We start from the raw sequence: 26,369 nt of genomic DNA, 5'->3' as shown, positions 1-26,369 counted from the left end.
ATGCAGAAAAAGTATTTCATAAGTTTTTCGAGATTTAAACCTATTGTTGTGGCTATTTTGTGGTTGGGAATGTGTGTGAGTGCTTTTGCGCAACAAAACGGATCGATATCTGGAAAAATTTCTGATGAAACTGGCGGAGTGCTTACTGGCGCCAGTGTTAAAGTGGTTCAGCTCAATAGGGTGGTAACCACAGATGTTTCGGGTAATTATAAAATGCAGTTACCCGCTGGAACTTATACACTCGAAGTTTCATTTCTTTCATTTTTGAAACAAAAGAAAGAAAATGTAGCAGTTAAGGCTGGTGCCGATACCAAAGTGAATTTTTCCCTGGTAGAGGATCGGAGTGTGCTGAATGAAGTTGTGGTTACAGCTTTAAATATTGAGCGTAGTCAAAAAGCGCTGGGTTATGCGGTGACTACTATTGGTAATGAGCAGCTTACAGAAGCGCTATCCAATAACTGGACGGATGCGCTATCGGGAAAAGTTGCCGGCTTAAACCTTATTCGTTCTAACAGCGGACCAACTGGATCTAGCTCTATTATCTTACGTGGCGAAAATAACCTTACAGGTAGTAATGATGCGTTAATAGTTATAGATGGTGTAATCATAAATGGCGGTAGTGGGCGTATGAGTGGCGGTTCGGGCGCTTATTTAGATGAAACTGTGGTTGGTTACGGAAGTAGTTTAGAAGACATTAACCCAGATGATATTGAAAATGTAACAGTTTTGAAAGGGCCGGGAGCAGCGGCATTGTATGGCTCTCGCGGAGCAAACGGTGCAATTATCATCACTACAAAATCTGGTAAAAGTAAGCAGAAAGGTATTGGTATTAGCCTTAACAGCAATACTAGCTTTGCAGCAATTAACAGAATGCCATCATTGCAGTATGAATACGGTCAGGGTGTAGATGGTGCCAATTACTTTTCTTACGGTGCATCTGAAGACGGTGCAGCCACCAATAGAACAACCAACGCCTTCGGGCCGAAATTCGATGGTCAGTATTTTTATCAGTACGATCCGGTGACCAATGCTCAAGGAACAACGAGAACGCTTTGGAGGCCTTACAAGGATGAAGGTTTTAATGATTTTTTCGAAACATCAAAAACGTTTACAAACAGTGTTTCTATTGATGGGGGAACCGATAAAACAACGGCTCGTTTTTCTTATACCAACGTGGCCAATACTTGGATTATTCCGAACACTGGCTACGATAGAAATACAGTGGCAATGTCCATTAATTCTAAACCATCTAAAGGATTGCAAATTACATCGAAGTTAAACTACACAAGTAAAACTTCAGATAATCTTCCAGCAGGTGGATACAATAACCAATCTATTATGTACGGTTATATCTTTTGGGCACCAAGTGCGCCAATATCGTGGTTACGTAATTATTGGGTGCCCGGCAAAGAAGGTGTTACTCAAAACACGCCGTTAACTACAGGCCCAGATAATCCCTATCTAATTTCTTACGAGATGTTGAATAAGCAGAACCGAAATTCGATAACTGGAAATATTGCTGCCACTTATGATGTAACTAAAGAGCTCAGCTTGATGGTGAGAACGTCTATGGATATGGCAAATGATGTTCGTTCGCAACAGCGCCCTTTTGATACGGAGAAATTTAGAAAGGGAATGTATCGTACGCAAGACATTATCTCCCGTGAGATTAATAGTGACTTTTTGATTAAATACAAGAAGAAATTTAAGAGTGATCTAGATGTTACGGCTTCGCTTGGTGGTGCAATTTTGCGAAACTATTATAACCGAAATGAGGTTAGAGCAGATTCGTTGCTTTTTCCAGGTGTTTTCACGTTTGCAAATAGTGCAGGCCAATTGTGGACTAATCCTTACCGTGCTAGCTACGGAATTAATAGCGTGTACGGTTTAGTTACAGCTGGATACAAAAGCTATTTGTTCTTAGATTTTACCTTTAGGAACGATTGGAGCAGTTTGTTGGCAACTCCAACAAGTCGCGATAATATTTCTATTTTCTATCCATCTGTTAACGCCAGTTTTATATTTTCTGAGGCATTAAAATTGCCATCAAGCATCAGCTATGCTAAATTACGGGCATCTGTTTCTGGTGTAGGTAGTGGAAGTACGGTGCCTTACCGAACAGCATTTTCTTATGCGGCAGACCCATCATATTCTGGAGGTTTGTATAACCAAACGGGCTTAAGCAATTCAAATTTACAGCCGTTGTATACCTATAGCTTCGAAACAGGTGTGGAGCTACAATTATTTAACAACCGCTTAGGTTTAGACTTTACAGTCTATAGAGCAGATACGAAGGATCAAATTTTACCGTCGCTATTAGACCGAGCCTCAGGATTTGGAACTGTGTTGGTAAATGCGGGGAAAGTTAGAAATAGCGGGATAGAAATAGCGCTGAACGGCTCTCCGGTAAAGGTGAAAAACGGGCTGACCTGGAACATAAATGCTACTTTCTCAGCCAATAGAAATAAGGTGATGGAATTATCTGATAACCTAGAATCTTTTAACCTGCAAAATGGTCCGGGAAGTAACGGATTTATTGTGGCCTATGTGAATGGAAGTATGGGCGATTTGTACGGACGTGGCTATTTAAGGGCGCCAGATGGTCAGATTATTTATGAGAGTGGTATGCCTATGTTGTCGAATGATTTGTTGAGGTTGGGTAATACCATGCCGCAATGGAAAGGGAGTATCCAAAACCAGTTCAAATACAAAAACTTCTCTATGGGATTCCTTTTTGATGCGCAATATGGTGCTGTTGCCTACTCTTTAACACAAGGGAAAATGGCGGTACAAGGTAAAACTACTTCAACTTTGGCAGGAAGATATAATGGTATTGTTGGTGATGGGGTGATGCTTAATCCAGATGGAAGCTACAGTCCCAACACGGTAGTGGCCGAAGACTTGTCTGCCTATTATGATGCGCATTTCGGGATTAGTAACGTAGAAGGATCAACTTTTTCTACAGATTTTATCAAGCTAAGAGAAGCTAGGTTAGATTATACGCTAAAAGCGAAAACGGCTAAGAAGTTAGGTCTGCAAAGGGCAACTCTTGGTGTGTTTGGAAGAGATTTGTTCATTTTCTCTACTTGGCCAGGTTTTGATCCTGAATTCGGAACCTTGAGTGGTTCGGATATTAACAGAGGTTTTGAAGTTGGGCAGTTCCCTTCAACCAGAACATTTGGAGTTAACTTAATCGTTGGTTTTTAAGAAATATCAATATGAAAACGATAAAATATTTGATGGGAGTTGGGTTGTGCATGAGTTTGATAGTTTCATCTTGTACAAAAGACTTTTCGGAGATGAACACCAATCCGAATACGTCTGAAAAGGTATTGCCAGAAAATTTGCTTTCTAGGGCTTTGGTGCAAACCGTAAATAGTAATATGAACAGAAGCCGAACCATTACCAATGAGCTAATGCAGGTAACTGTAAACACTTTGGTAGAAACTGATCGTATTTTTAGATATGATATTAGGCGTAATATTGCCGAAGCCCCTTGGACTGGTTGGTATACGCAATTAACCAATTTTAAGGATATCTACATCTTATCAAAAGAAAACACGGTTGATGAAAACAACAGCAAGGCTTACATGGCTATATCGCTAATTTGCCAAGCTTGGGTGCATTCTATCATCACCGATACTTATGGAGATACGCCTTATAGTGAAGCTAACAGGGGGAAAGAAGGTATTTATACGCCAAAATTCGATCTTCAAAAAGATATCTATGCAGATATGTTTGCGAAACTGGAAGAGGCTAACAGTCTGCTAAAAACTGTGACCAAAAACGTAAGTTCTGTTCACGATCCGGTTTATAAAGGTAATGTAGCTTTGTGGCGTAAATTTGGCAATTCTCTATATCTACGTTTGTTATTAAGGGTTTCGGGCAAGGCCGAAGTTGCTGCGGATGCCGTGGCAAAAATTAAAGAAATAGTAGATGTAAGCCCTGCAAATTATCCAATCATCAACACAAATGATGAGTCTGCAATTTTAAGGTGGACGGGATTGACGCCATTTAATTCGCCTTTTGCTAATATGCAAGATTCAGATTGGCGTTATCCAAAGGCTTGCAGTTACTTTGTAGATAAATTGGATTTGTCTTCAGATCCTTGTCTAAGTAGATGGGTTACTGAATTTAATGGTCTTTATGAGGGAATTCCGAGTGGATATACTTACGGAGAAACTCCTGCGGCAAAGTCTAATTTGGTTTACCTAAGAACCGAGCCGCTTTTGGGAAATATGTTAAACTATGCAGAGGTGCAGCTAATTTTAGCCGAAGCTGCTGCAAAAGGTTGGGTTACCGCTAGAACTACAAAATCTTATTACGATGCTGGTACTACAGCTCGTATCACGCTATGGGGTAGGTCTGTAGGGAGCTACTTAAATGGCGCAATGGTAGTTTGGAATGATGCCGCAAGTTTAGAGAGTAAAATGGAGAAAATTCATTGGCAGAAATATTTGGCGCTTTTCTATACTGATATGCAGGCTTGGGTAGAGTACCGTAGAACAGGTTATCCGGTTTTGCCAAAAGGTATAGGTTTAAGAAATGATGGTGTGATGCCAACACGACTTTTTTACCCAATTTCTATTCAGGCGGCAAACGTAACAAATTATAACAACGCTGTTTCGGCTCAAGGGGCTGATGATTTAAAAACATTAATGTGGTGGCAAAAACCTTAATCATGTTAAAATCTAAAAAGATGAAAAATATATTATCAATTTTATTTGTATTGAGCGTATGCTTTGCGGTTTCGTGCAAAAAAGAAGAAAAGATAACGGGAAAGCCAAGTCCATTAATTTCTGTAGCTGATATTAAATCGATGTATCAGGAGACTCCATTGTTGTTAAAAACTGATAACATGATGGGGGCTACAAGCATCTGTGGAATTGTAATTTCAGATCCTGGAAACGGCAATGCGCCGAATGGATTGGTGATCATGCAAAGTTATCGTCGTAAGCAGCTTCGCGGAATTGCCTTGGCACTAGGTGCAGAGGCAAGCCAATATACTGCTGGCGATTCTATTGTTGTGAGAGTAGATGGGTCTACTTTGGAGAGGGTGAACGGTATTTTGCAGATTTCTAAGCTGCCAGCAGGTGCAGTAGCTAAAATATCTAGTGGCAACCCACAAAAAATACACACGTCAGCTACAACTTTTACTTCTGTAACTAACAGTATGGCTATTTATGAAAGCACTTTGGTTCAGTTAAGGTCGGCGGTGGTAGAAAACATGACCGTAGGACAAACTTTTGCAGGAGAAATACCGCTTAGCGATTGGGCGAATACAATTTTGATGCACACCGAAGCTGCGGCTAGTTTTGCGAGCAAGCCAGTGCCAGGATTGGGAGATTACACGGGTATTGCATTGTTTAACACAGCTAACAAGCCGAGTTTCTGGTTAAGGAGCGAAAATGATTATGTGGGACAGTCTTTAGAACCGTACAAGCCAGATCAATTGTACCTCAATTTCCCAGAGGGATGGGAAACGCACACTACAAATCCAGCTCGTAAAAGCGCTTATGCAGGTGCTTCAGATGTTTTTCCGTCTGGCGAATGGTTGATGTCTGATATGTATTCTATCAGCTCTGCTAACATTGTAAATAAGAACGGCACTTGGGCAGTAATGATGAGAAACAATTCGGCACCATCTTTGGTAATGAATTTTAACTTGCCTTATGGAGCTTCTAAGTTCTCTTTTTACTACGGTGCGGCTACTTTGTCTGCAACCGATGCTAACTTGCCAATTACGGTAAAGGCAGAATATTCGCAAGATTCAGGTAACACTTGGCAGTCACTGGGCGATGATTTGTTGGTGACGGTTCAAAATATGAAGTATTTCAAAGAGTATGTGCTTGATATTAAAGGGCCGATAAGGTTTAGAATAACCAAAGATGCAGCAAATGCGAGGTTGTTTGTTGATGATATTGCAGTTTATCAAAATTAATTTTTCTATCAAAAGGTATTTGGTTAACTTTCCAAATACCTTTTAATTTATTTCAAATGATTACATATCCTAATTTTTCATCGAGCATTTTAAAGAAGAGATTAGTTGTTCTTTACACTTTTTTAAGCTTGTTGGTGCTTACACAAGGTGTAAGGCATTTGGGTTTTTTTACCAAAGAGGCAGCGCTGATAGCTCAAACTGCAGACGATCGGTATTTTCAAATTGCCGTACTGGGTGACACGCAATATTATACTGCAGAGAAACATAATGGCACCATGGCTATGTTTTATAATCAAATCGATTGGATAACTGCAAATGCCGAAAAGGAAAAAATAGCGTATGTGGTGCATGTAGGCGATATTACCGATCATGGTGATAAAACACCCGAAGAATGGGAACGAGCAAAAGACGCAATGTATCGTTTAGAAAAACCCCGACCAGGTTTGCCGCATGGTATTCCGTACGGTGTTGCAGTAGGTAATCACGATGTACGACCAAACGGTGATCCAAACGGTACAAAAATTGGCTACACAAAATACTTTGGACGCAAGCACTTCGAAGGTAAGCCACATTATGGAGGATCGTTTGAAAACAATGAATCAAGCGATAGCCATTTTGATCTGTTTACTGCAAACGGAGAGAAATTTATTGTGCTTTACCTAATGTATAATGATCCTGGTAAGAAAGAGCTTTATGATGCTGCTTTAGAAGAAAAAGTGCATAATTGGGGTGCTGAGGTGTTATCGAAACATGCCGATCGTAAAGCGATCGTAGTTAGCCATACTATCCTTAGGCCAGACACTTCTAGCAAGAGCAATTTTATAGCTGGTGCTGGAAAAGCACCAAAACCAGGTAATTTCACTAAGCAAGGCAAGCGTATCATAGATAAGTTTAAGCATTCGCCAAATGTGTTTATGATGCTTTGTGGTCATATTAGTGGCGAAGCGCTAAAAGAAGTAGAGTTCGAAGGTAGGAAAATCAAGGTTTTGTTAACCGATTATCAAGGCAGAAGAAATCCAGAGTATACCGAAAAAGATAGAAATGGTGGTAATGGTATTTTAAGGTTGATGAAGTTTAACCAAACCCAGCAAACTTTAAATATTAGAACTTTTATTCCGCATGCCGATGGTGTGCAGGAAGAAAATGATGAAGACAGCAACTTCTCACTCCCACTTTATAAATAGATGATGAAAAAGATTTGGATGCTCCTTATTGCTCTCTTTTGTGGGGTAGATCTAGTTGCGCAAGATAAAAATTTGCATACTTTATCAATAAAGTCTACTAAAGATTTAAGGGAGTTTTTTCGATATACGCCAGATAGAATTCCTTTAGTATGTGGACATAGAGGCGGTGCACAAGAACTTTATCCAGAAAATTCCATTGCTGGGTTGGAGTATATCCTTACCAAGATGCCTGCTTTTTTCGAAATAGATCCGCGACTGACTAAAGACAGTGTTGCCGTGGTGCTGCATGATGCCACTTTGGATCGAACTACCAATGGCAAAGGAAAGCTATCCGACTATACGTGGGATGAAGTGAAGAAGTTAAGGTTGAAAGATAGTAAGGGTAAGTTAACCAATTATCGTATCCATACTTTAGATGACGTTTTGCAATGGGCAAAAGGTAAAACCATCATCATGTTAGATAAAAAAGATGTGCCATTGCCTCAGCTTTACGATATCATCAAAAGAAATAAGGCAGAAAGCAGTGTGCTAATTTCGGCTTACGAGCCTAAAGAAGTCGCCTTTTACTATGCGAAAGATAAAAACCTGATGTTCGAAATTTTTGTAAGCAATGAAGAAAAATTAAAAGCTTACGAAGAAACGGGCGTACCTCCGCAAAATATGGTTGCTTATTTTGGCCAGCCAAAGAAAAAATCATTTTATGAATTGGTGCACAGCAAAGGGATGATGGTTTTTGTGTATACTGCAAAAGTAATGGAAAAGGAAAAGGACAAAGAAGTTAGGGTGAAATCGTACCAAAGCACAATAGAAGGCGGTGCCGATATTCTTTTGAGTGATAGGGCATTGGAAGCCTACGAGTCTATCCAACAATATATGCCCGAAAAAAGTACCAAACGTAAGTTTTTTAAAACAAGTAAACCATAATGAAGAAAACCATTCTTTCGCTATTAACGCTAGCAATTATATCAAACCATATTTGGGCACAGGATAGAGCTAAACCTAAAATAGTTATTGGTTTGGTGGTAGATCAAATGCGTTGGGACTATCTGTATAAATTCAAGGACAGATATGGCTCAGATGGTTTTAAACGATTGCAAAACGAAGGTTTTTCTGTAGAAAATGCCTATATCAACCATATACCTTCTAAAACTGCGGTTGGTCATGCTACTATTTTTACAGGTTCGGTACCGGCTATCCACGGCATTACTGGCAACAGTTGGATAGAGCGTTATACTGGAGAAAAAGTTTACTGCGTTGGTGATACTTCCGTAAAGGCCTTGGGCATAGATAATGTGAAATCAGGCGATGATGGCGACGGAGGGCAAATATCGCCACGTAATTTATTGGTGAATACAGTAGCTGATGAGCTTAAGCTGGCAACTAATTTTCGATCGAAGGTAGTTGGTGTTTCTTTAAAAGACAGGGCTGCTATTTTGCCTTCGGGACATTCGGCAAATGCTGCTTTTTGGTATGATGATAACTCGGCAAAATTCATTACCAGTACTTACTACATGAAAGAATTGCCAGCTTGGGTTGATCAATTCAATCAAAAAAATGAGCCCGCAAAGCTGATGTCACAAGATTGGAAAACACTTTATCCTATCAAAACTTATACGCAAAGCTCGGCTGATGATGTAAAATGGGAAGGTTTGTTTAAAGGGCATGCAAAATCAACATTTCCTTATCCTTTATCAGAAATTTACAAAGCAGACAAATCTGCAATTAGAACTACACCGTTTGGAAACGATTTGACTCTAAGTTTTGCGAAGGCGGCTATCGAAGGTTATCAGTTAGGAGAGGGTGCCGATACAGATTTTTTAACAGTTAATTTGGCTTCGACAGATTATGTGGGGCATAAATTTGGTCCCAATGCTATCGAGATTGAAGATGTTTATTTGAGATTGGACAAGACTATTGCTGGTTTTCTAAAATATCTTGATACTAAATATGGCAAAGGTAATTATCTGATTTTTTTAACTGCAGATCATGGTGTTGCACACTCGCTAGATTTCCTCGAAGAGAATAAAATGCCTAACGGACAATTATTAATGTCGCCGCTAAGAAAATCATTAAATGAATATTTGGAGAAGCAGTTTAAGGTAAAAGGCTTGGTAGAAGGTACTGCTAATTACGGCGTTTATTTCAAAATGGATAGGGTAGAAGGTTTAGATTTTGCACTTGTAAAGCAATCAGCAGTAAAGTTTTTGGAACAGCAAGCTGGTGTGCTTTTCGCTATTGATGTAGACCAGATTGGAAGTTCGCCCGTGCCAGAGCCTTTAAAAACAATGGTTGTTAACGGGAATAATAGGAAACGTACAGGTTCTATTCTAATAGTTCCAAATGCAGCCTATTTAGACGCGAGTAAAAGAAGTGGTTCTACACACGCCGTTTGGAACCCGTACGATACGCATATCCCGCTGTTATTTATGGGCTGGGGTGTTAAGTCTGGTGCAACAAATCGAATATATCACCAAAATGATATTGCCATTACCCTATCCAATTTATTAAAGATACAAGCTCCTAATGGAAATGTGGGTGTGCCGATTTTAGAATTGTTGGGCAAATAATTTTAGTATATGAAAGGAAGAAGAAGTTTTCTGAAAAGCGCAGCGATATTGTCTGTATTGCCAACAATTTCGATTGATGTACTAGCGAGTAATGACAAGGCTGGTAAATTTAGGGTGATGACTGCTAACATTAGAGTAGATCTGAAAGAAGACGAAGAAAAGGGAGTGGGGTGGAAGAAGCGTAAAGATTATTGTTTTGAGGTGATCAAAAAATATAGTCCAGATATTGTGGGGCTTCAAGAGGTATTTTACCAACAAGCGATAGATTTAAGAAATGAATTTAAAGACTATTATGTTTTAGGTTACGATGGTCCCGAAATGGATGGAATTACCGAGTATGCGGGTATTGCTAAAAATCCATTGTTAATTAAAAAATCGAGGTTTGAACTGCTTTCTGTTGGTATATATTGGCTTTCGGAAACACCACATATTGCAGGAAGCGAAGCTTGGGGCACGTATAGGGCTCGTCATGTAAATTATGCTTTGTTAAAAGACTTAACTACTGGAAAATCGTTTAGGTTTTCTAACACACATCTTACTACCGCAAAAAATAGTACAGAAATAGCCAAGACTAAACAGGTAGAAATGATTGTGGCAGAAGCTGGCCAATACAAAAAAGATTTTCCTCAGATTTTGACAGGCGATTTTAACTCTGCGCCAACAAGTGCGGCGTTAAAGATGATAACTGATGCTAACTTTGTTGATGAGTACGCGGCTATCAATGGAACTGAAAATCCTGGCGCTACTGGGCATGGTTTTTTAGGGGATAAGTACAGAACTGCAAGTGGGAAAATGGGAAATAGAATTGATTATATTCTTACCAAAGGAAATGTGAAAGCGAAAAATTGTGTTCTGGTTAAAGATTCTAAGAATGGCTTTTATCCAAGCGATCATTATTTCATGTATTCGGATGTAGAGCTGTAGGTTTCGTTTTTTAAAAAAAAGCCAGCTTCGTTGTTTTTCGGAGCTGGCTTTTTTGTGCTATTTCATCGACACTACTAAGTCTTTCGGACGGTTCATGGTTTCGCTGTAAACATTGCCAAATCTATCGGTAACTCTAACCTCTATAGGTGTGGTAGCCCCGTTAGCTTTTGCTTTAAAGAAATGTGCCGAGTTGGTGGTCACAAAATCTTCGGTAGGAACAGCGTTTGCGTTCACTCTCAACGCTTCGTAAGAAATAATATGCAATGGGTCTAAGGTTCTCACCCTAGAAACTGCTAATGGTGAGCCACTTTCCAGTATTTCCACCTTCCATTGTTTATCAAAACCCCAAACATTTACTAAAATTTCATTGTTGGTGTTGGCATTTGCATAAGGTCCCTTGTAGGGCTGTAATAAAGCTTCGGTGCTTTGTGGTGCATACTTGGCTGCGGTAATATGTACTTTGTTTAAGTCGTAAGCCCTAAACTGGTAATTTTCTTCAAATCCAATAGACTTATACTTCCAGTCATAATTTTTATTGTTGAATTTCCAGATGCCATATCCGCCAGGAGCTCCATCTTTACAAATATGGTTGTTGGCATAACCGCTTCTGCCGGTCCACCACCAAGTGGCGCAAATAGCTCCAGAGTTATGCTCCATAACGCTTGCGCTGTTTTCGTAAGCATAACAAACGTGGGTATGTCCGGTAATTACATTCACATCTGTAAAACCCGCAAGTGTATTGATGAATTCCGTAGAATTATTCAATCGTAATGTAGCAGTTTCATTCTGTCCGCTTAAAGTAGGGGCATTGTTCAGTTGAATATGCATTCCAATAACAATTGGCGTAGATTTATCGGTAATCGTCGCTAAATCTTTTTTTAGCCAAGCAATTTGATCAGCCACAATTACACCGTTGTAGTTTCTGTCGCCTGATGTTCCCTGTTTGCCATTTGTGTTAATGTATTGCACGTTATCTAGTACAATGTAATGGACTTTACCAATATTGAATGAATAGTAAGTAGGTCCTAAACTCGCTCTGTAGGCGGTTTCTGCTTGCCAGTCTGCATTAATGTAGGGGTCATTATCGTGATTTCCCATAGTATGAAACACAGGGATATTGATGCTTTTCATTAGGGCTAAATACTGGCTGAAGCTATAATTGTTTTCATACCAGTAAGTCTCCCAAGTCATATCTCCAAGGGTTAGGCCATAAACTTTGTAGCCTTCGTTTTTATATTTGGTAATCGTTTTTGCTGCATCGGTTAAAAATCCATTTTGAAACTGAGTGACGTCGTTGTTTCTGTTAGCGAGGTGCATATCTCCCAAGGCAAGCATTACGTGTTTGTCATTATTTGCTGTATTAAGTTCAAAATCAATAACCTCTACCGTAGTGGCGTTTGCAGTAAAGCTTTTATGGAATGCGGGTAAAATTGTATTGTTGTTGCTCGCTTCGTATCCTCCCGGGATAGAAACAAAAACAAAATTCTTAGTCTTGTTTGATGGTAAATAGTAAATGCCATTTTGATCGGTCTTGGTAACCTCAACGCCATCAGAAACCACTACGTTTGCCAATCCAACTCCAGCAGCATGTACACTTCCTTTAACGGTCATTCCTGCAACATCTGGTATGTTTTGAAACGCGATTTCTACAGTGCTAGATCCAAGTAGCAAGCTCTCGTTGCCACGGGTAATATTAATGCGGTAACTGCTGGCAATAAAACCTGCTGGTATAGTGAAAGTGCAGCTATTGGCGGTTACAGATTTAATTTCTGCAGTAAAGCTTTTAGTAGCGTCTGTTTGTGAAACAAAAATTAGTTTATCGCCAACAGCAAAACCCTCTCCTTGAAAAGTATGCTCTTTTCCTATGGTGAAGTTTAATTTGTTGGGGATGCTTGCGTTTGTAATCTTCAGTCCGTTTCCTGCTGTTGGCGGTGGGGTTGGTGTGGGTGGTGCCGGTTCCGATTTTTTGCATCCAAAAACGGTGAGGCTTAAGCCAGCAACAGTAGTAGTAATAATAAAGTCTCGCCTAGTTATGGTAGTTCTACTGCGCTTTTCTTTCCTTTTGTTCATTTTGGTTTAATTTAAGATGAAGAGTGTTTAAGCTAAAGTAATAAATAAAAACTTTTTTTGGTTAATTTAATTTCTTTTTGTTTCATTTTAACGTTAATTTAATTTTGATTTGTTTTAGTGGTTTATTATTTAATGATATCGAAACAATAATTTGATGTTGATTTAATAAACTTGTACGCCGTTGCTAGACGTAGGAAATCATGCTTTAAATTGCTAATGATTAAAAGAGTAGAATATGTTGAAATAATTTAAGATGTTTTTGAGTTTCTGAGACCTTCCGATTAGTTTTGTTTTTGATGACTTATTTTTCTAAAAAGTTATTTTAAAATTAAATTTTATTAAATTATCTTTTATTTTGTTTAATTTTTTCTTTTATTTGAATTAGCAATACAGATCAAACCAAATTATCTAGTCATGAACAATTCATCTTACTTTCTTTTTGAAATTCAGAATGTGTAGTCGCTTGGCTTGTGAACAGTGTTTGTCGGATAAAATAAGAGGTGGCTTAGCTGTTGGGCTTTTTATATATTGTATAGCTATATTTTATAAGTAATCCGAGCAGGAGTTAGCAGAAATAAATTGAATAGATTGATACAGAATATGAGAATATTGGTTACTGCACCTTACAATGAAAGTGGCAGAAAATTTATAGCAGAAAATATTGGTGAAGTGATCTACAAACCTTGGAAGGAGCATGGAAGAGCATACAATGAACAGGAGTTAATTGCTTTATTGGCCAGCTCAAAAGCAAATGCTTTAATTACAGAGCACGATCACGTTACAGAAAAAGTAATTGCTGAAAATAACCATCTGCAATTTATTGGTGTATGTAGGGGCACGCCTTCGAATGTGTCGCTAGCTACTGCAGAAAAATTTGGTATTCAGGTGTTTCACACACCGGCACGTAACGCACAAGCTGTGGCAGAGCTATGGATATCTAATGTGATCTGTTTCATGCGTAAGGTGATTTCAAGTGCAGACTGGTTAAAAGCCAAGCACTGGGGAGAAGGAGCGCATACGTCGTATTTGCAATTTAAAGGCAATGAGTTAGCTAATAAAACAGTTGGTATGGTAGGTTTTGGTGCGGTTGGCATGCGAATTGCCGAAATGCTGAAACCTTTTCCGTGCCCGGTTAAGTTTTACGATCCTTTTGTAGAAAAATATGATTCAGCTTATCAGAAAGTAAGTTTGCAAGCCATTTTTACTGATTGTGATATCGTCTCTATTCACTTGCCCGTAAACAAACATACTATTGGAATGATAAATGCCGATCTGATAAATTCCATGCGAAAGGATGCCATATTTATCAATACTGCAAGAGCAAGTGTTGTAGATAGAAATGCCTTGATAGACGCGGTACTGAACCAAAAAATTAAAGGTGCTATTTTGGATGTTTTTGATCATGAACCGCCAGATGAATTAGATTACCAGTTAATTGATGCACCAAACGTACTAGCTACGCCACATACCGCAGGCGCTACTTTTGAGGTTGAAGACCATCACGTAGAGATATTAAATAAACAACTGCTGGCTTGGAAACAAGAAGCTTTAGTAGTTAAATCCTAATCTTATGACAGAAGCTTATTTGGTGATAGATATTGGTACTGGAAATGCTCGTGTAGCCGTAATTGCTACTGATGGCAGTGTGTTAAGTATACAAACACAAGACATCCAATATCACAAAGATCACCTTTATCCAGATGCATTGTATTTCGAGCCCGCATTTTTGTGGCAGCAAATCAAATCAATGTGTGCCGAAATTTTTTCTAGTGTGCCGTGTAAAATCATTGCGGTGACTGCTACCAGCCAAAGAGAAGGAATTGTTTTGGTAGGTAAAGATGAGCAAGCGTTGATAGGCTTACCAAATATCGACCATAGAGGGAGAGAATGGGAAAGCATCATGACTGATAAGGATAAGATTTATCAGTTGTCGGGCAGATATCCAACTTCGTTGTTTTCGGCATTAAAAATTGTTGGTATTAGAGAACGAAAACAAGATATCGCAAACGAAACTGTTCTAGTATTAAGTATCAGCGATTGGATCGAATACGTATTTAGTGGCGTACCACATTTTGAGCACTCACACGCATCAGAAACCCTGCTCTACGATGTGCAAAAGCAAGAATGGTCTGCTTATCTGTGTGATGTTTTCGGAATTGATCCGGCTATTCTTCCCCCATTAACGGCTTCCGGTACTATTTTAGGAAGAGTTAAAGAAGGCATTGCGGCAGAATTTGGGATCGATAACCAAGCTGTTGTGGTTGTAGGCGGCGCAGATACACAATTGGCTGCAAAAAGCACACAGCCTTTAGCAAATGATGTCATCATTGTTTCTGGCACTACTACGCCGATCATTAAAATATGTAAAAATTACGAAACCGACCAACAACAACGTACTTGGACTGGCAGGCATATCGAACCCGACACTTTTATGTTAGAAACCAACGCGGGTGTTACAGGTCTTAACTACCAACGTTTAAAGGAAGTTTTCTATCCGAACGAGAGTTACGAGGTAATGGAAGAGGAATTGCAACAAGCAGACGGTTTACAGTGTGTGGCTTCTTTGGGTTCTTTGGTGGCTTCCGAAAAATCATCCATTTTAAAAGGCGGTTTTATTTTCGATGCTCCGGTATCACATTCATTAAAACGTGCCGATTTTGTCTTTGCCACACTGTGGGACATCGCTTGTAGCATTAAAGAAAATTACGATTGCTTAAATGAAGTAGCTAAACATGAAGCTGATTACGTATTAGCTTGTGGAGGAGGCGTACAGAGTAAACAGTTGAGGCGGCTAATAGCTAATCTTATTGGTAAAAAAGTTTTGATTTGCGATACGTATAGACAGTCATCGGCAATTGGTGGCGCGCTAATTTGTAACCAAGCGTTAGGAAAACCTGCTATTGAAAGAGTGGTGATCGACGAAACCCATCCCGTGTTTACGGAAAGAGATAAGCAGAATTACGAAACTTGGAAAAAAGCAAGGAAATCCTTTAAAGAAGTGATTATTTAAGATGAGTGGAGAAGCATATTTTGTAGGGATTGATGTGGGAACGCAAGGCGTGAGGGTGGTGCTGTTAGACGTAAAAGGTTCATTGCTTTTTGATGATGGATGGGTATTTCAGCTCAATGAAAAATCAAGACAAGAGCAAGATCCCGACGAATGGTGGACTTGTTGCGTTGAGCTTTTACAGCGAATGGTTTTGGCGGTTAAAGGCAAGATTGATCTAGCTCGCATCAAAGCCATTGGAGTAACCTCTACATCTGGAACGGTCATCCCGCTAGATGCGGAAAATAAGCCATTGCACAATGCGTTGATGTACAGTGATAAGCGTTCTGAAGATGCTGGCAAATTGTGTACTATGGCAGCAGCCGAATATTATGGTAATGGCTTTAATACCTTCAATTCATCGAGTGGTTTGGCTAAAATGTTATGGTTCTCACAAAGTTATCCTGATAAGGCTAAAAAAATAGCTAAATGGATACACGCTGCAGATTACATTACTGGAAAATTGAGTGGAAAGAGGGGAATTACCGACTATACAAATGCATTTAAATCTGGCTACGATGTAAATGAATTAAAATGGCCGAGTTACATCGGTACTCATTTGGGAATTAAAGAGGAATGGTTGCCAAAAGTAATGCCTTCTGGAACAGTGATTGGGAATTTAGATCAGGAACAGGCCAATTTACTAGGCTTAAATGGCAATACCGTGGTTACGGTCGGAATTACCGATGGTTGTGCTTCGCAAATTGCTGCTGGTGCAATTAAGCCTGGCGACTGGAATACCACCATAGGGACAACTTTGGTAATTAAAGGGGTTACACAGAAACAAATTGTGGATGCCAAAGGAAGAATTTACAGTCACAGGCATGCTATCGATGGATTGTGGATGCCAGGCGGAGCAAGTAATACAGGAGCAGATTGGATAAGTGAAAAATTTGCTAACGAAGATTTAGCGCTTCTAAATACTAATGCAGCGCAACTAATTCCCACAGGTAAAGTGGTTTATCCTCTAATGCAACAAGGTGAGCGTTTTCCAATATCAGCGCCTCATGCTATAGGTTTTGGTATGGATAATTTGAGTAAAGATAAAATGTTTGCCGCTGCTATGGAAGGCGTAGCTTATTTAGAAAGATATGCTTACGAATTATTAGAAGAACTTTCTGATGAAAAAGTAGAGGTAGTTTATACGGCAGGCGGTGCCAGTAATAGCGATGTTTGGTTAAAAATTAGGAGTTCGGTTTTGAACAAAAAAATAGTGAAGATGAAGCATGTTTCTGGTGGTGTAGGCGCTGCAATATTAGCAGCTTCAAAAACATATTTTGATAATATTATAAATGCTGTTGCTCAACTTACCATTATGGAAAAAGAAATAAAACCTGATCAAGAGCTTTCAAAAAAATATGAAGAAGGTTATCGCCAGTTTTTACAACAATTAATTGATAGAGAAATTATTACACAAGAGGAGGTTTATGCTTAACGTTTATTTATTAAGACATGGCGAAACCCAATACAATGCAGACGGAAATAGATACTGTGGAAGAACAGATATTACCTTAACTGATAAAGGAATTGCGCAGGCAAAAGCTGTTGCGTTGCAATTGCAAGAAAAAAGAATAGATGCGGTGTACTCGTCGCCGTTAAAAAGGGCAAATGAAACTGCAAAAATTGCATCTGGTAACAATTTGGTAATTGCAGATGAACGTTTAATTGAGATAGATTTCGGTACTTGGGAGGGTAAAAAAAGAGAAGAATTTGTAGCAGAAAATCCAGCTTTATGGAACGAATGGTCTGCAGATCCGGCTAAAGCAGCAGCAGGTGGCACAGGCGAAAATGCTACCGAAGTGGTGACAAGAGTAGACGACTTTTTTAATGAGATGCTACAGAAACATCAAGACGGAACCATTTTAGTGGTTGGGCATAACGGCATCAACAGATTGTTTATGGCGCATAAATTGGGCATGCCACTTAAAAATTACCGACGAATTGTACAACACAACTCTTCTTTAACCTTCTTCCAAATGGATGAGAATGGAGAGTTTTTACTAGAAAAATTGAATACAACATCATAAAAACATAGAGATGAAATCATTTGTGAAACAAGCTACGTTAGCGGCCTTATTATTTCCTTTTGCAGCTTTTGCGCAGCAGACCGAAATCAATGTGCTAAAGTTTAAAAACGTAAAAGAACTAAAAACCTTTTTTAAACACGGTGAAACCAATTATCCAATAATTAGCGGACACCGTGGTGGTATGACTAAAGGTTTTCCAGAAAATTCAATGGAAACTTTTGCAAATACCTTAAAATATATGCCTTCTTTTTTTGAGATAGACCCTAGATTAACAAAAGATAGTGTGGCGGTTTTAATGCATGATGCAACTTTAGAAAGAACTACAAATGGAACGGGCAAACTATCGGATTATACTTATGCCGAAATCCAAAAACTACGTTTAAAAGATCCAGAAGGAAATGTAACTGATGCTAAAATTCCAACCTTAAAAGAAGCTATTTTATGGAGTAAAGGGAGAACGGTGATGAATTTGGATAAAAAAGATGTGCCCTTAGAAATGACTGCCCGTATTTTAAAGGAATGCAATAACGAAGCGGTAATGCTCACTGTTCATAACGCTAAGCAGGCAAAATTCTATCTGGAGCAAAACCCAAATTGGATGTTGTCGGTGCATATCAAAACGAAAAAAGCTTATGACGAATATGTTAAAGCAGGTATTCCTTGGGAGAGTATTATTGCTTACATAGGTCCAGAATATACGCCAGAAAATAGAGAGTTAATGAAGTGGTTGCAGGAAAAGAAAGTGATGGTAATGATATCTTCTGCCCCAACTTACGACAAATTACCAACAGCAGAAGAACGTGCGAAAGCTTTTGTAGAAATCTTTAAAGGAGGTGCTGATATTTTAGAGTCGGATTTACCTGTTGAAGTTGCGGAAGCGATTAAAACGTTAGTGCCCAAGAAGACACCTCAGCATAAATATTTGGGTAAAGCTAAGCTATAGAATCAAATCTGATCCTTAAACCAAGACTATGAGCAAACCATTTCTAATTCCAGAGCGTAGGCGCTGGGCAATTGTTGCGGTCATTTTTTTCGCTATCGTGTTCAATTATTTCGATAGACAAATTGTGTCCATTTTAAAACCAATACTTAAAGAAGAATTTCAACTTAAAGATGATGGATATGCTGTAATAGTTAACATTTTCACAGTTTGCTATGCTTTAATGTATCCAGTTACTGGTTGGTTGGTTGATAGGTTTGGTGCAAGATTAACTATGTTTTGGGGTGTGATTGGCTGGTCGTTGGCATGTATTGGTGGCGGTTTTTCACGAACCGTTGGTCAGTTTACATTTTTCAGGGGGATGTTGGGGGCAGCAGAACCAACTAACTTTCCAGCTCAGTTGCGTGTCATCACCATTTGGTTTCCAGGTAAATTACGGGCAACTGCAAACAGTCTTTGCATTGCAGGTAGTTCTATCGGTGCCATTATTGCTCCTCCGTTAGTCGCTTGGTTAGCGTTAAAATATGATTGGCATACTGTTTTCTTCGTAGCTGGTATAATCGGTTTAATCATTGCGCTGCTATGGATCACAATTTATAAAGATCCGCCAGCTAGAATTTTGGCCGAAAGCACCGAAAGCAAGACAGAAACCGAAGCCACAGGTTTTAAATGGTCGCAACTGTGGAAAACGCAAAGTCTTTGGGGCATATTGCTCATTCGTTTCGTAACCGACCCAGTTTGGTATTTCTGTCTATTTTGGTTGCCTGGATATTTGCAGGAGCAATCTGGGTTATCACTAAAAGAAATGGGACTTTACGGTTGGATACCTTTTTTAGTTGCAGACTTAGGTGCTATTGCAACATCGGCTTGGTCAGATCGGATGGTGCGCAAGGGTAAAAAGCCCTTAGCGGCTAGGAAAGTAATGCTGACAGTAGTTGCAATTTTATCGCCACTTTGTGCCTTTACGCCTTATTTACCAAGTGCTTTTTCAACAGTGTTGATTTTCAGTTTCGTAGCTATTGCCTGCTTAAGTTGGCTTTTTACCATCAGTGTGGTGGTTGCAGAAGCTTTCCCTTCAAAAAATGTAGCTAGTGTATTGGGTATTGCAGGAGGTTTTGGTGCAGGAGGAGCAGTGTTGTTCAACTATTTTGTTGGGCAATTAATGGGCACGTTGGGAGCTGAGAAAATATTTATAGCTATGGCTTTTTTACATCCAATAGGGGTAATACTTCTATGGACAATGATTAAGCCAGAAAAACCAAAAAATGAAGAACTAATATTGAAAATATAATGAATGAGCAAGTGAAGACATTTACAGAGCCAGCTAAAGAACTAGCTATAAAAAAAGAGGTTGATGTATTAGTGGTAGGCGGTGGTCCAGCTGGATTAATTGCTGCACAAGCCGCTGCCGAAGATGGTTTGAAAGTAATGCTAATCGAAAACAGAAGTTTTGTTGGCGGTAATATGACTATTGGGTTGCCTATCCTAGGTTTTTTAGGTCAGAAAGGAAATCAAATCATTAAAGGTATTCCCCAAAAATTTATAGACAAACTTAGAACTGTTGATGGCGCCAGTGAACATAGACCTTGTCCATTGCACATGAGCTTAACATTAGTTGAGCCAGAAGCAGTAAAAAATGTTGGCCTCGAAATGCTCATTGAAGCCGGAGTTGACGTATTGCTGTATGCTTTCTGTGTGGGTGTAATTAAGGAAGAAAACCAATTGAAAGGTGTAATTATCGAAAGCAAATCTGGAAGGGAAGTGATTTTAGCGAAAACAATTATAGATTGTACTGGCGATGCCGATGTTGCTTTTAAAGCTGGAGTACCTTGCGAACAAGGAAATGAGGTGGGAGGGGCGCAGCCGCCAACCTTAATGTTTTGCATGGGAGGTGTTGATACAGAAAAATTGAGAATGTCTATTGCCGAAGAACCTAGAACCTACTTAACAGATTTTATCCCTGCAGAATATTTTGGGCAAAATAACCAATTTATAGTGGTGGGTTTAAGAAGTGTAATGCAAAAAGCTCGTGAGGCTGGCTATCATTTGCCTGTAGAAAGAACAATTTTAATTACTGGTTTACGTGAAGGCGAAGTATGGGTAAATATGTCTAGAATTAATGGTGTTGATGGCACTAGTCCAGATAGTTTAACTCATGGAGAAATAGAAGGACGTAAACAGGTAGAAGAAATACAGCGCTATTTGAAAGAGTTTGTACCAGGGTTTGAAGGTTCATATTTCACAAAAATGGCGCCTTTCTTGGGAATTAGAGAAACCCGTCGTATCGTAGGGCAATATGTAATGACCGCAGATGATATTTTAAGTTGCCGTAGATTTGATGATTCGGTTGCAGTAGCAAGCTATCCGTTAGATATTCACCATCCCGAAGGTGGTGGTTGTACATTAACTTGGTGCGGCGATTGTTACGACATTCCCTACCGTACATTAATCCCACAAAAAATTGAAAATTTGATCATTGCTGGCAGATGTATTTCTACTACACATGAGGCAATGTCTGCAATTAGGGTAATGGCACCTTGTATGGCTATGGGCGAGGCTGCAGGCAGGGCAGCTAAATTAGCTATCCGCAATGGCGTGCTTCCTTCGCAATTAGATGTACAAAAATTACGTGCCGAGTTGCTCGAAAAAGGAGCCTATTTAAATGAAACCGAAGTTATTGCTTAAGTTAGAAGTTGTATATAAGTAAAGGGTGGAGGTTATACAACGATAACTTTCACTCCTTTTTCTTCTAACTGTTGTACCGCCATTGCTGGTACTTTATCATCGGTAATTACATAAGATACCTGCTCAAAAGTACAAACCTTACCTAAGCCTCGCTTGTCGAATTTAGTACTATCAGCCACAATTACCACAGTTTGGGCAGTTTCAATCATTTTTTGATCTAGTGCCGCTTCTGCTAAATTGGTGATAGAAAATCCGAAATCTAGATCAATCCCATCAACACCTAGAAAAAGAATACCGCAAGAAATTTCTTCCAATGTTTTTTCTGCAAAATTTCCTGCAACAGATGAAGAGTTAGATCGTATCATTCCGCCTAGTTGCAAAACCTCAACATTGTTTCGGTTGCTTAATTCCAAACCAACCTTTAAAGCTGGCGTAATTACGGTAATATGTTCTGTTGGGTTTAAAAATCTCGCAATCTCAAAAACAGTAGATCCAGACCCAATAGTAATCGAGTCTGTATTCTTGATGAGTTTTAAAGCGGCTTTTGCGATGCGCTGCTTCTCATCAGCATTAATCAGCTCTTTTTCATAAATGCTGCGTTCGCTTGCGTAAGGATTTTTGATAGAACCACCACCTCTAGTTCTAAATAGCAAGTTTTTATCTTCCAACATCTTTAAATCCTTTCTGATGGTTACACCAGAAACTTTCATTAAATCTATCAGTTCAATAATGCTTACTTTACCATCGTCTTTTAGTTTTTTAAGGATGTATTCGTGTCTATCGGTGATGCTTTTCATTTTCTTACAATAAGTTTTGCTGCTAATATATAGATTTATTGTTGCATAAAAAAAGCGCTACACCTAACCGATATAGCGCTTTGAATTTGTGTGTGTAGTATTATTTAGCTTTTGCGTAATCCGCAGAATTTCTGTTTTCAACCTCGGTTTTTGCAGCTTTAAAATTCTTAGTATTCAACGTAGCCAGCTCGTTAGTAGAAATAGCATGTAGCTGAGTGCTGCCGTTTAATTTCAAAGCGCTTTCATTACTTAATTTAGTAAATAAGCTTTCTGTTTTAGAACTGATATCGGCTTTAGCATCATCTTGTAAAATGATTTGTAGATGCTTCGTGTTTAGGGTATTTTTAGTATTAACTACTGCGTTGCCTGCTACGTCAATTCTATAAATATTGCCCACATAAAGCGTGATTTTTACTGTTTCAGAATTTTTTTTGGTCGATACGTGAATAGCATCGTCTGTAGTGTAAACTCTAGCTTTTGCGGTTCCTTCTGTTGTGTAAAGTTTCTTGCTGTCGTGGTCTTGTACTAAAGTTACTTCTACATTGCCCGAAACGATTAATTTCTTTGGAGCATTTTGCTCTTCAGTATGTTTATATTTATAGGTAGTTGCAATCGGATTAACTGCGTCTTTTGCATTAACTGATGATGTGCTGATGGCTAAAGCTAACATCCCGATAGCGAATAGCGAAGTAGTTCTTTGTTTCATAATTGATTTGTGTTTTTTTAGTAAGACGCAAACCAGAGAAAAACGTTGCACGCAAATTACGAGTAATCGACAAACGCCGGATTTTTATCGACGAAACTCCGAAAGTCTTCGTAGATGATTAAGTTTTTGTTAAAATATTTTAAAGAAAAATCTTGTGAAGTTCATTTAATCATTCTCTCATTCAGTCATTTCAAATTTACACCGTCCAACTTTCGCACTTCTCTAAGAAAAACTCATCTGCTTCGGCGCCAATTCCAGGAGTATCTGGTACGTCTAGCATGAAACCTTCGTAGGTTAACCCGCCAACAACAGGGTCGGCTAGGTGTCCAAGTAAGCAGGTATCTAAATCAAAGTACACCACATTTGGGCTCGCTAAAGCAAAATGTAAATTAGCGGTCAACGCTAAGCGGCTTTCTAACATACTTCCAATCATACATTTTACGCCATTTTGCAAAGCGATTTCATGTATTTTCTGTGCTTCTAAAATTCCGCCAGATTTAGAAAACTTGATATTTAGGAATGTAGTGGCTTGTGAATTGATTAATTTTCGAGCATCGTGATGGTTGTAACAACTCTCATCAGCCATTAATTTAATAGGGGAGTTCACATTTAGTTCTGGTAATTTATCGTCGAACCAAGTACGCATGGGTTGCTCACAAAACTCGATGTTAAATTTCTCCAGTTCTGTTAAAGCAAAAAGCGCATCATCAAAGCTCCAGCCTTGGTTCGCATCTAATCGTAAAGTGATGTCATCGCCAACTGCATTTCTAATGGCAGCAACACGGTCAATATCTTCATGTACTTTCTTGCCCAGCTTAATTTTGATAATTGTACAGCCATTATTTACATGCTCAACTGCTTTGGCTGCCATTTCTTCTGGCGTACCAATTCCCAAAGTCATATCTGTTTCTATGGTGCGCTTGTGTCCGCCTAAGAACTGATATAATGGTTGATTGGCATGTTTTGCTGCAATGTCAAACAGTGCCATATCAAAAGCACTCTTAATAGTTGGATTGTGTGCTGCATAACCTAATAAATCGTTCATTCTCGCTGGAATATCCAACGGGTCTTTGCCTTTCAAAATCGTTGCAAAATCCTTCGCCATTGCCAAGCAGGTTTCTTGTGTTTCCCCAACAATCATCGGAAAGGCAGAACATTCCCCGTTACCATGAATACCTTCGTCGGTAAAAATCCTTACTAAAACATTTTGCGCAAAATGCATGGTACCTGTAGCAATTACAAAAGGCTCCATCGGGATACTAAAACGGTAAATTTCGGTGTGGGTAATTTTCATTTTCTTTTTTGAGATATGAGACAACAGATACGAGATGTGAGATTTGACAGCACTAAAGTAAAAAACAAAACTAAATGAAAAGGGTTAAATAGATAATTTATATTTTTACTTGATTTCAGCGAAATATCTCAAATCTCACATCTCAAATCTCACCTCCAAATGCAAGAAGCCAATAGTCTCATCAATGCCTCATCCCCTTATTTATTGCAACACGCTTATAATCCCGTAGAATGGTACGAGTGGAATGAAACATCCTTAAAAAAAGCGAAGGATGAAAATAAGTTGATTATTGTAAGTGTTGGATATTCTGCTTGCCATTGGTGCCACGTGATGGAGCATGAAAGTTTCGAAAGCCACGAGGTTGCCGAAGTAATGAACAAGCACTTTGTTTGTATTAAGGTAGATAGGGAGGAGCGACCAGATATTGACCAGATTTATATGTTGGCGGTACAATTGATGAATGGGAACGGTGGTTGGCCGCTAAACGCGATTTGTTTGCCCGACCAACGTCCAATTTATGGTGGCACGTATTTTCGTAAAGCAGATTGGATTAATATTTTGCTCAACCTCGCTAATTTGTGGGAAAAAGAACCTGAAAAAGCTATCAAATACGCAGAGCGATTAACGGAAGGTTTGCAGCAAGCAGAGTTGATAGAGGCTGGTAATGAAGATTTGACTTTCAACGAAGAGCAGCTAGTGGAAATTGCAGAACCTTGGAAAAGGAACTTCGACCCGATTGAAGGCGGTTACAACAGAGCTCCTAAATTCCCTCTGCCAAACAACTGGTCTTTTTTGTTACGCTATGCTTATTTAAAGGATGACCAAGCCGCAATGATGCAAGTAATGACTACGCTAGAAGCAATGGCTACAGGTGGTATTTACGACCAGATTGGTGGCGGTTTTGCACGCTACTCGGTTGATGGGCAATGGCATGTGCCGCATTTCGAGAAGATGCTTTACGACAATGCACAGCTGGTAAGTTTGTACGCTGAGGCTTATCAATGCTTAAAACTAGAGCCCTACGTAGCGGTAATTAAGCAAACTATAGATTGGATTGATAGAGAAATGACATCGCCCGATGGCTTATTTTATTCTGCATTAGATGCGGACAGCGAAGGTGTGGAAGGTAAGTTTTACGTTTGGAGCAAAGCTGATTTTGAAGCTGTAGTTGGTGCAAATCCGATGTTGTTAGATTACTTTAACATTACCGAAGATGGCAATTGGGAAGAGGAGCATACAAATATCTTACGTCGCAATTTTTCGGATGAAACGTTAATTGAAAAATACAATTTGAGCAAAGCTGATTTTGAAACTGCCATTGAAGAAGCGAAATCAAAATTGTTAGCAAAAAGAGCGGAACGCGTAAGACCAGGATTGGATGATAAATGCCTGACCGCCTGGAATGCGCAAGTGATTAAAGGTCTAGCGGATGCTGCTCAAGTTTTAAATGATGATGCTTATTACGAAAAAGCTAAGAAGGCGGCAAGCTTTATCCTTAATAACTTAATGGCTGAAGATGGTGGTTTGTATCGAAACTACAAAAATGGCAACGCTAGTATCAAAGGTTTTCTTGATGATTACGCTTTTTTAATTGAGGCTTTAATTGCACTTTACGAAACTGATTTTAATGAAGCTTGGTTAAACGAAGCACAAGAACTAACGGATTATGTCTTGTCAAACTTTGCTGATGAGCACAATGTGATGTTCTTCTACACTTCTAATAAAGGCGAAAGTTTAATTGCTCGTAAACACGAAGTAATGGATAATGTAATTCCTGCTTCTAACTCGGTAATGGCGCAGAACTTGCAAAAATTGGGTCTGTTTTTCGATGATGAAGCTTACAGAGAACGGGCATCAGCTATGCTAAAAGCTGTGCAACCTCGTATTAAAGCTTATGGTTCTGCATACTCTAATTGGAGTATCCAGTTATTAAACGAAATTTACGGTATCAACGAAATTGCTGTTGCCGGAAATGATTTTAGAACCGTGAAAAAGGAGTTGGATAAGCAATACATCCCAAATAAAATTACTTTGGCGGGTAACAAGAGCAGCTTGCCTTTACTGCAACATAAGCAAAGTGAGGAAACGAAGATTTATGTGTGTAGAAATAAAACCTGCCAGTTGCCAGTTGGTACCGTTGAAGAAGCGTTGGAGCACATTAAATAACGGCATTTTATTTGTACCCGTT

Annotated in this window: 19 protein-coding genes; 15 read left to right on the top strand and 4 right to left on the bottom strand. The window is 39.1% G+C overall.

What is annotated here, in order from left to right; all coding sequences use genetic code 11:
* From AC23ME_RS09310 to AC23ME_RS09280, 7 genes are read left to right on the top strand one after another with little or no spacing between them, the layout of a single operon-like run.
* Nucleotides 1–3,207 carry a SusC/RagA family TonB-linked outer membrane protein gene (locus tag AC23ME_RS09310; RefSeq protein WP_487727484.1) on the top strand — a complete coding sequence of 1,069 codons (3,207 nt, stop codon included), beginning with the start codon at nucleotides 1–3 and terminating at the stop codon, nucleotides 3,205–3,207.
* Between the two features lie 11 nt (nucleotides 3,208–3,218).
* The gene (locus AC23ME_RS09305) at nucleotides 3,219–4,679 is read left to right on the top strand and encodes a SusD/RagB family nutrient-binding outer membrane lipoprotein (RefSeq protein ID WP_487727483.1); all 1,461 of its coding nucleotides are present in this window, start codon (nucleotides 3,219–3,221) and stop codon (nucleotides 4,677–4,679) included.
* Between the two features lie 20 nt (nucleotides 4,680–4,699).
* The gene (locus AC23ME_RS09300; protein ID WP_487727482.1) at nucleotides 4,700–5,941 is read left to right on the top strand and encodes a DUF5689 domain-containing protein; all 1,242 of its coding nucleotides are present in this window, start codon (nucleotides 4,700–4,702) and stop codon (nucleotides 5,939–5,941) included.
* Between the two features lie 56 nt (nucleotides 5,942–5,997).
* Entirely contained in the window at nucleotides 5,998–7,125 is a 1,128-nt protein-coding gene (locus tag AC23ME_RS09295) for a metallophosphoesterase (RefSeq protein ID WP_487727481.1), read from the top strand.
* Nucleotides 7,126–8,049, top strand: coding sequence for a glycerophosphodiester phosphodiesterase family protein (locus AC23ME_RS09290; protein ID WP_487727480.1), 924 nt, complete (start codon nucleotides 7,126–7,128; stop codon nucleotides 8,047–8,049).
* The gene (pafA, locus tag AC23ME_RS09285) at nucleotides 8,049–9,692 is read left to right on the top strand and encodes an alkaline phosphatase PafA (RefSeq protein ID WP_487727479.1); all 1,644 of its coding nucleotides are present in this window, start codon (nucleotides 8,049–8,051) and stop codon (nucleotides 9,690–9,692) included. Before AC23ME_RS09290 ends, pafA begins: the two co-directional genes overlap by 1 nt.
* 9 nt (nucleotides 9,693–9,701) lie before the next feature.
* Nucleotides 9,702–10,616 carry an endonuclease/exonuclease/phosphatase family protein gene (locus tag AC23ME_RS09280; protein ID WP_487727478.1) on the top strand — a complete coding sequence of 305 codons (915 nt, stop codon included), beginning with the start codon at nucleotides 9,702–9,704 and terminating at the stop codon, nucleotides 10,614–10,616.
* Between the two features lie 57 nt (nucleotides 10,617–10,673).
* On the opposite strand, the gene AC23ME_RS09275 is transcribed toward AC23ME_RS09280, so the two are convergent.
* Nucleotides 10,674–12,686, bottom strand: coding sequence for a calcineurin-like phosphoesterase C-terminal domain-containing protein (locus AC23ME_RS09275; protein WP_487727477.1), 2,013 nt, complete (start codon nucleotides 12,684–12,686; stop codon nucleotides 10,674–10,676).
* A 579-nt stretch (nucleotides 12,687–13,265) separates the two neighbouring features.
* On the opposite strand from AC23ME_RS09275, the gene AC23ME_RS09270 reads away from it, so the two are divergent.
* Genes AC23ME_RS09270 through AC23ME_RS09240 form a run of 7 tightly spaced genes read left to right on the top strand, consistent with a single transcriptional unit; the run spans nucleotide 13,266 to nucleotide 21,384 of the window.
* Nucleotides 13,266–14,252, top strand: coding sequence for an NAD(P)-dependent oxidoreductase (locus AC23ME_RS09270; protein ID WP_487727476.1), 987 nt, complete (start codon nucleotides 13,266–13,268; stop codon nucleotides 14,250–14,252).
* A gap of 4 nt (nucleotides 14,253–14,256) precedes the next feature.
* Nucleotides 14,257–15,696 (top strand): FGGY-family carbohydrate kinase, encoded by a 1,440-nt coding sequence (locus AC23ME_RS09265; protein ID WP_487727475.1) that lies wholly within the window; start codon nucleotides 14,257–14,259, stop codon nucleotides 15,694–15,696.
* A gap of 1 nt (nucleotide 15,697) precedes the next feature.
* On the top strand, nucleotides 15,698–17,167 hold the full coding sequence (locus AC23ME_RS09260; protein WP_487727474.1) for an FGGY-family carbohydrate kinase: 1,470 nt from the start codon (nucleotides 15,698–15,700) through the stop codon (nucleotides 17,165–17,167).
* Nucleotides 17,160–17,759, top strand: a complete 600-nt coding sequence (locus tag AC23ME_RS09255) for a histidine phosphatase family protein (RefSeq protein WP_487727473.1) — start codon at nucleotides 17,160–17,162, stop codon at nucleotides 17,757–17,759. The genes AC23ME_RS09260 and AC23ME_RS09255 overlap by 8 nt, the downstream gene beginning before the upstream one ends.
* Nucleotides 17,760–17,769: 10 nt before the next feature.
* Complete coding sequence (locus AC23ME_RS09250; RefSeq protein ID WP_487727472.1) at nucleotides 17,770–18,702, top strand: glycerophosphodiester phosphodiesterase family protein; 933 nt, start codon at nucleotides 17,770–17,772, stop codon at nucleotides 18,700–18,702.
* A gap of 28 nt (nucleotides 18,703–18,730) precedes the next feature.
* A complete protein-coding gene (locus AC23ME_RS09245; RefSeq protein WP_487727471.1) occupies nucleotides 18,731–19,990 on the top strand; it encodes an MFS transporter in 1,260 nt (419 codons plus the stop codon).
* The gene (locus tag AC23ME_RS09240) at nucleotides 19,990–21,384 is read left to right on the top strand and encodes an FAD-dependent oxidoreductase (RefSeq protein WP_487727470.1); all 1,395 of its coding nucleotides are present in this window, start codon (nucleotides 19,990–19,992) and stop codon (nucleotides 21,382–21,384) included. The genes AC23ME_RS09245 and AC23ME_RS09240 overlap by 1 nt, the downstream gene beginning before the upstream one ends.
* 32 nt (nucleotides 21,385–21,416) lie before the next feature.
* Here AC23ME_RS09240 and AC23ME_RS09235 read toward each other — a convergent pair whose 3' ends face one another.
* The 3 genes from AC23ME_RS09235 to AC23ME_RS09225 form a co-directional block, all read right to left on the bottom strand.
* The gene (locus tag AC23ME_RS09235; RefSeq protein ID WP_487727469.1) at nucleotides 21,417–22,181 is read right to left on the bottom strand and encodes a DeoR/GlpR family DNA-binding transcription regulator; all 765 of its coding nucleotides are present in this window, start codon (nucleotides 22,179–22,181) and stop codon (nucleotides 21,417–21,419) included.
* 100 nt (nucleotides 22,182–22,281) lie between these two features.
* Nucleotides 22,282–22,887: a GIN domain-containing protein gene (locus AC23ME_RS09230; RefSeq protein ID WP_487727468.1), complete on the bottom strand. Its 606-nt coding sequence runs from the start codon at nucleotides 22,885–22,887 to the stop codon at nucleotides 22,282–22,284.
* A 196-nt stretch (nucleotides 22,888–23,083) separates the two neighbouring features.
* A complete protein-coding gene (locus AC23ME_RS09225; protein WP_487727467.1) occupies nucleotides 23,084–24,181 on the bottom strand; it encodes a mandelate racemase/muconate lactonizing enzyme family protein in 1,098 nt (365 codons plus the stop codon).
* Nucleotides 24,182–24,340: 159 nt separating this feature from the next.
* On the opposite strand from AC23ME_RS09225, the gene AC23ME_RS09220 reads away from it, so the two are divergent.
* Nucleotides 24,341–26,347, top strand: coding sequence for a thioredoxin domain-containing protein (locus AC23ME_RS09220; protein WP_487727466.1), 2,007 nt, complete (start codon nucleotides 24,341–24,343; stop codon nucleotides 26,345–26,347).
* Nucleotides 26,348–26,369: the final 22 nt, after the last annotated feature.

It is taken from the genome of Pedobacter sp. T50_32, assembly GCF_057652195.1.
This window is presented reverse-complemented; position numbering and strand designations above follow the sequence as displayed.

What these genes read in the sequence shown, in the direction of transcription:
- AC23ME_RS09290 (WP_487727480.1), top strand. Translation starts at nt 7,126, where the DNA reads ATGATGAAAAAGATTTGGATGCTCCTTATTGCTCTCTTTTGTGGGGTA.
- AC23ME_RS09295 (WP_487727481.1), top strand. Translation starts at nt 5,998, where the DNA reads ATGATTACATATCCTAATTTTTCATCGAGCATTTTAAAGAAGAGATTA.
- AC23ME_RS09260 (WP_487727474.1), top strand. Translation starts at nt 15,698, where the DNA reads ATGAGTGGAGAAGCATATTTTGTAGGGATTGATGTGGGAACGCAAGGC.
- AC23ME_RS09280 (WP_487727478.1), top strand. Translation starts at nt 9,702, where the DNA reads ATGAAAGGAAGAAGAAGTTTTCTGAAAAGCGCAGCGATATTGTCTGTA.
- AC23ME_RS09230 (WP_487727468.1), bottom strand. Translation starts at nt 22,887, where the DNA reads ATGAAACAAAGAACTACTTCGCTATTCGCTATCGGGATGTTAGCTTTA.
- pafA (WP_487727479.1), top strand. Translation starts at nt 8,049, where the DNA reads ATGAAGAAAACCATTCTTTCGCTATTAACGCTAGCAATTATATCAAAC.
- AC23ME_RS09240 (WP_487727470.1), top strand. Translation starts at nt 19,990, where the DNA reads ATGAATGAGCAAGTGAAGACATTTACAGAGCCAGCTAAAGAACTAGCT.
- AC23ME_RS09220 (WP_487727466.1), top strand. Translation starts at nt 24,341, where the DNA reads ATGCAAGAAGCCAATAGTCTCATCAATGCCTCATCCCCTTATTTATTG.
- AC23ME_RS09250 (WP_487727472.1), top strand. Translation starts at nt 17,770, where the DNA reads ATGAAATCATTTGTGAAACAAGCTACGTTAGCGGCCTTATTATTTCCT.
- AC23ME_RS09305 (WP_487727483.1), top strand. Translation starts at nt 3,219, where the DNA reads ATGAAAACGATAAAATATTTGATGGGAGTTGGGTTGTGCATGAGTTTG.
- AC23ME_RS09300 (WP_487727482.1), top strand. Translation starts at nt 4,700, where the DNA reads ATGAAAAATATATTATCAATTTTATTTGTATTGAGCGTATGCTTTGCG.
- AC23ME_RS09245 (WP_487727471.1), top strand. Translation starts at nt 18,731, where the DNA reads ATGAGCAAACCATTTCTAATTCCAGAGCGTAGGCGCTGGGCAATTGTT.
- AC23ME_RS09275 (WP_487727477.1), bottom strand. Translation starts at nt 12,686, where the DNA reads ATGAACAAAAGGAAAGAAAAGCGCAGTAGAACTACCATAACTAGGCGA.
- AC23ME_RS09235 (WP_487727469.1), bottom strand. Translation starts at nt 22,181, where the DNA reads ATGAAAAGCATCACCGATAGACACGAATACATCCTTAAAAAACTAAAA.
- AC23ME_RS09310 (WP_487727484.1), top strand. Translation starts at nt 1, where the DNA reads ATGCAGAAAAAGTATTTCATAAGTTTTTCGAGATTTAAACCTATTGTT.
- AC23ME_RS09225 (WP_487727467.1), bottom strand. Translation starts at nt 24,181, where the DNA reads ATGAAAATTACCCACACCGAAATTTACCGTTTTAGTATCCCGATGGAG.
- AC23ME_RS09255 (WP_487727473.1), top strand. Translation starts at nt 17,160, where the DNA reads ATGCTTAACGTTTATTTATTAAGACATGGCGAAACCCAATACAATGCA.
- AC23ME_RS09265 (WP_487727475.1), top strand. Translation starts at nt 14,257, where the DNA reads ATGACAGAAGCTTATTTGGTGATAGATATTGGTACTGGAAATGCTCGT.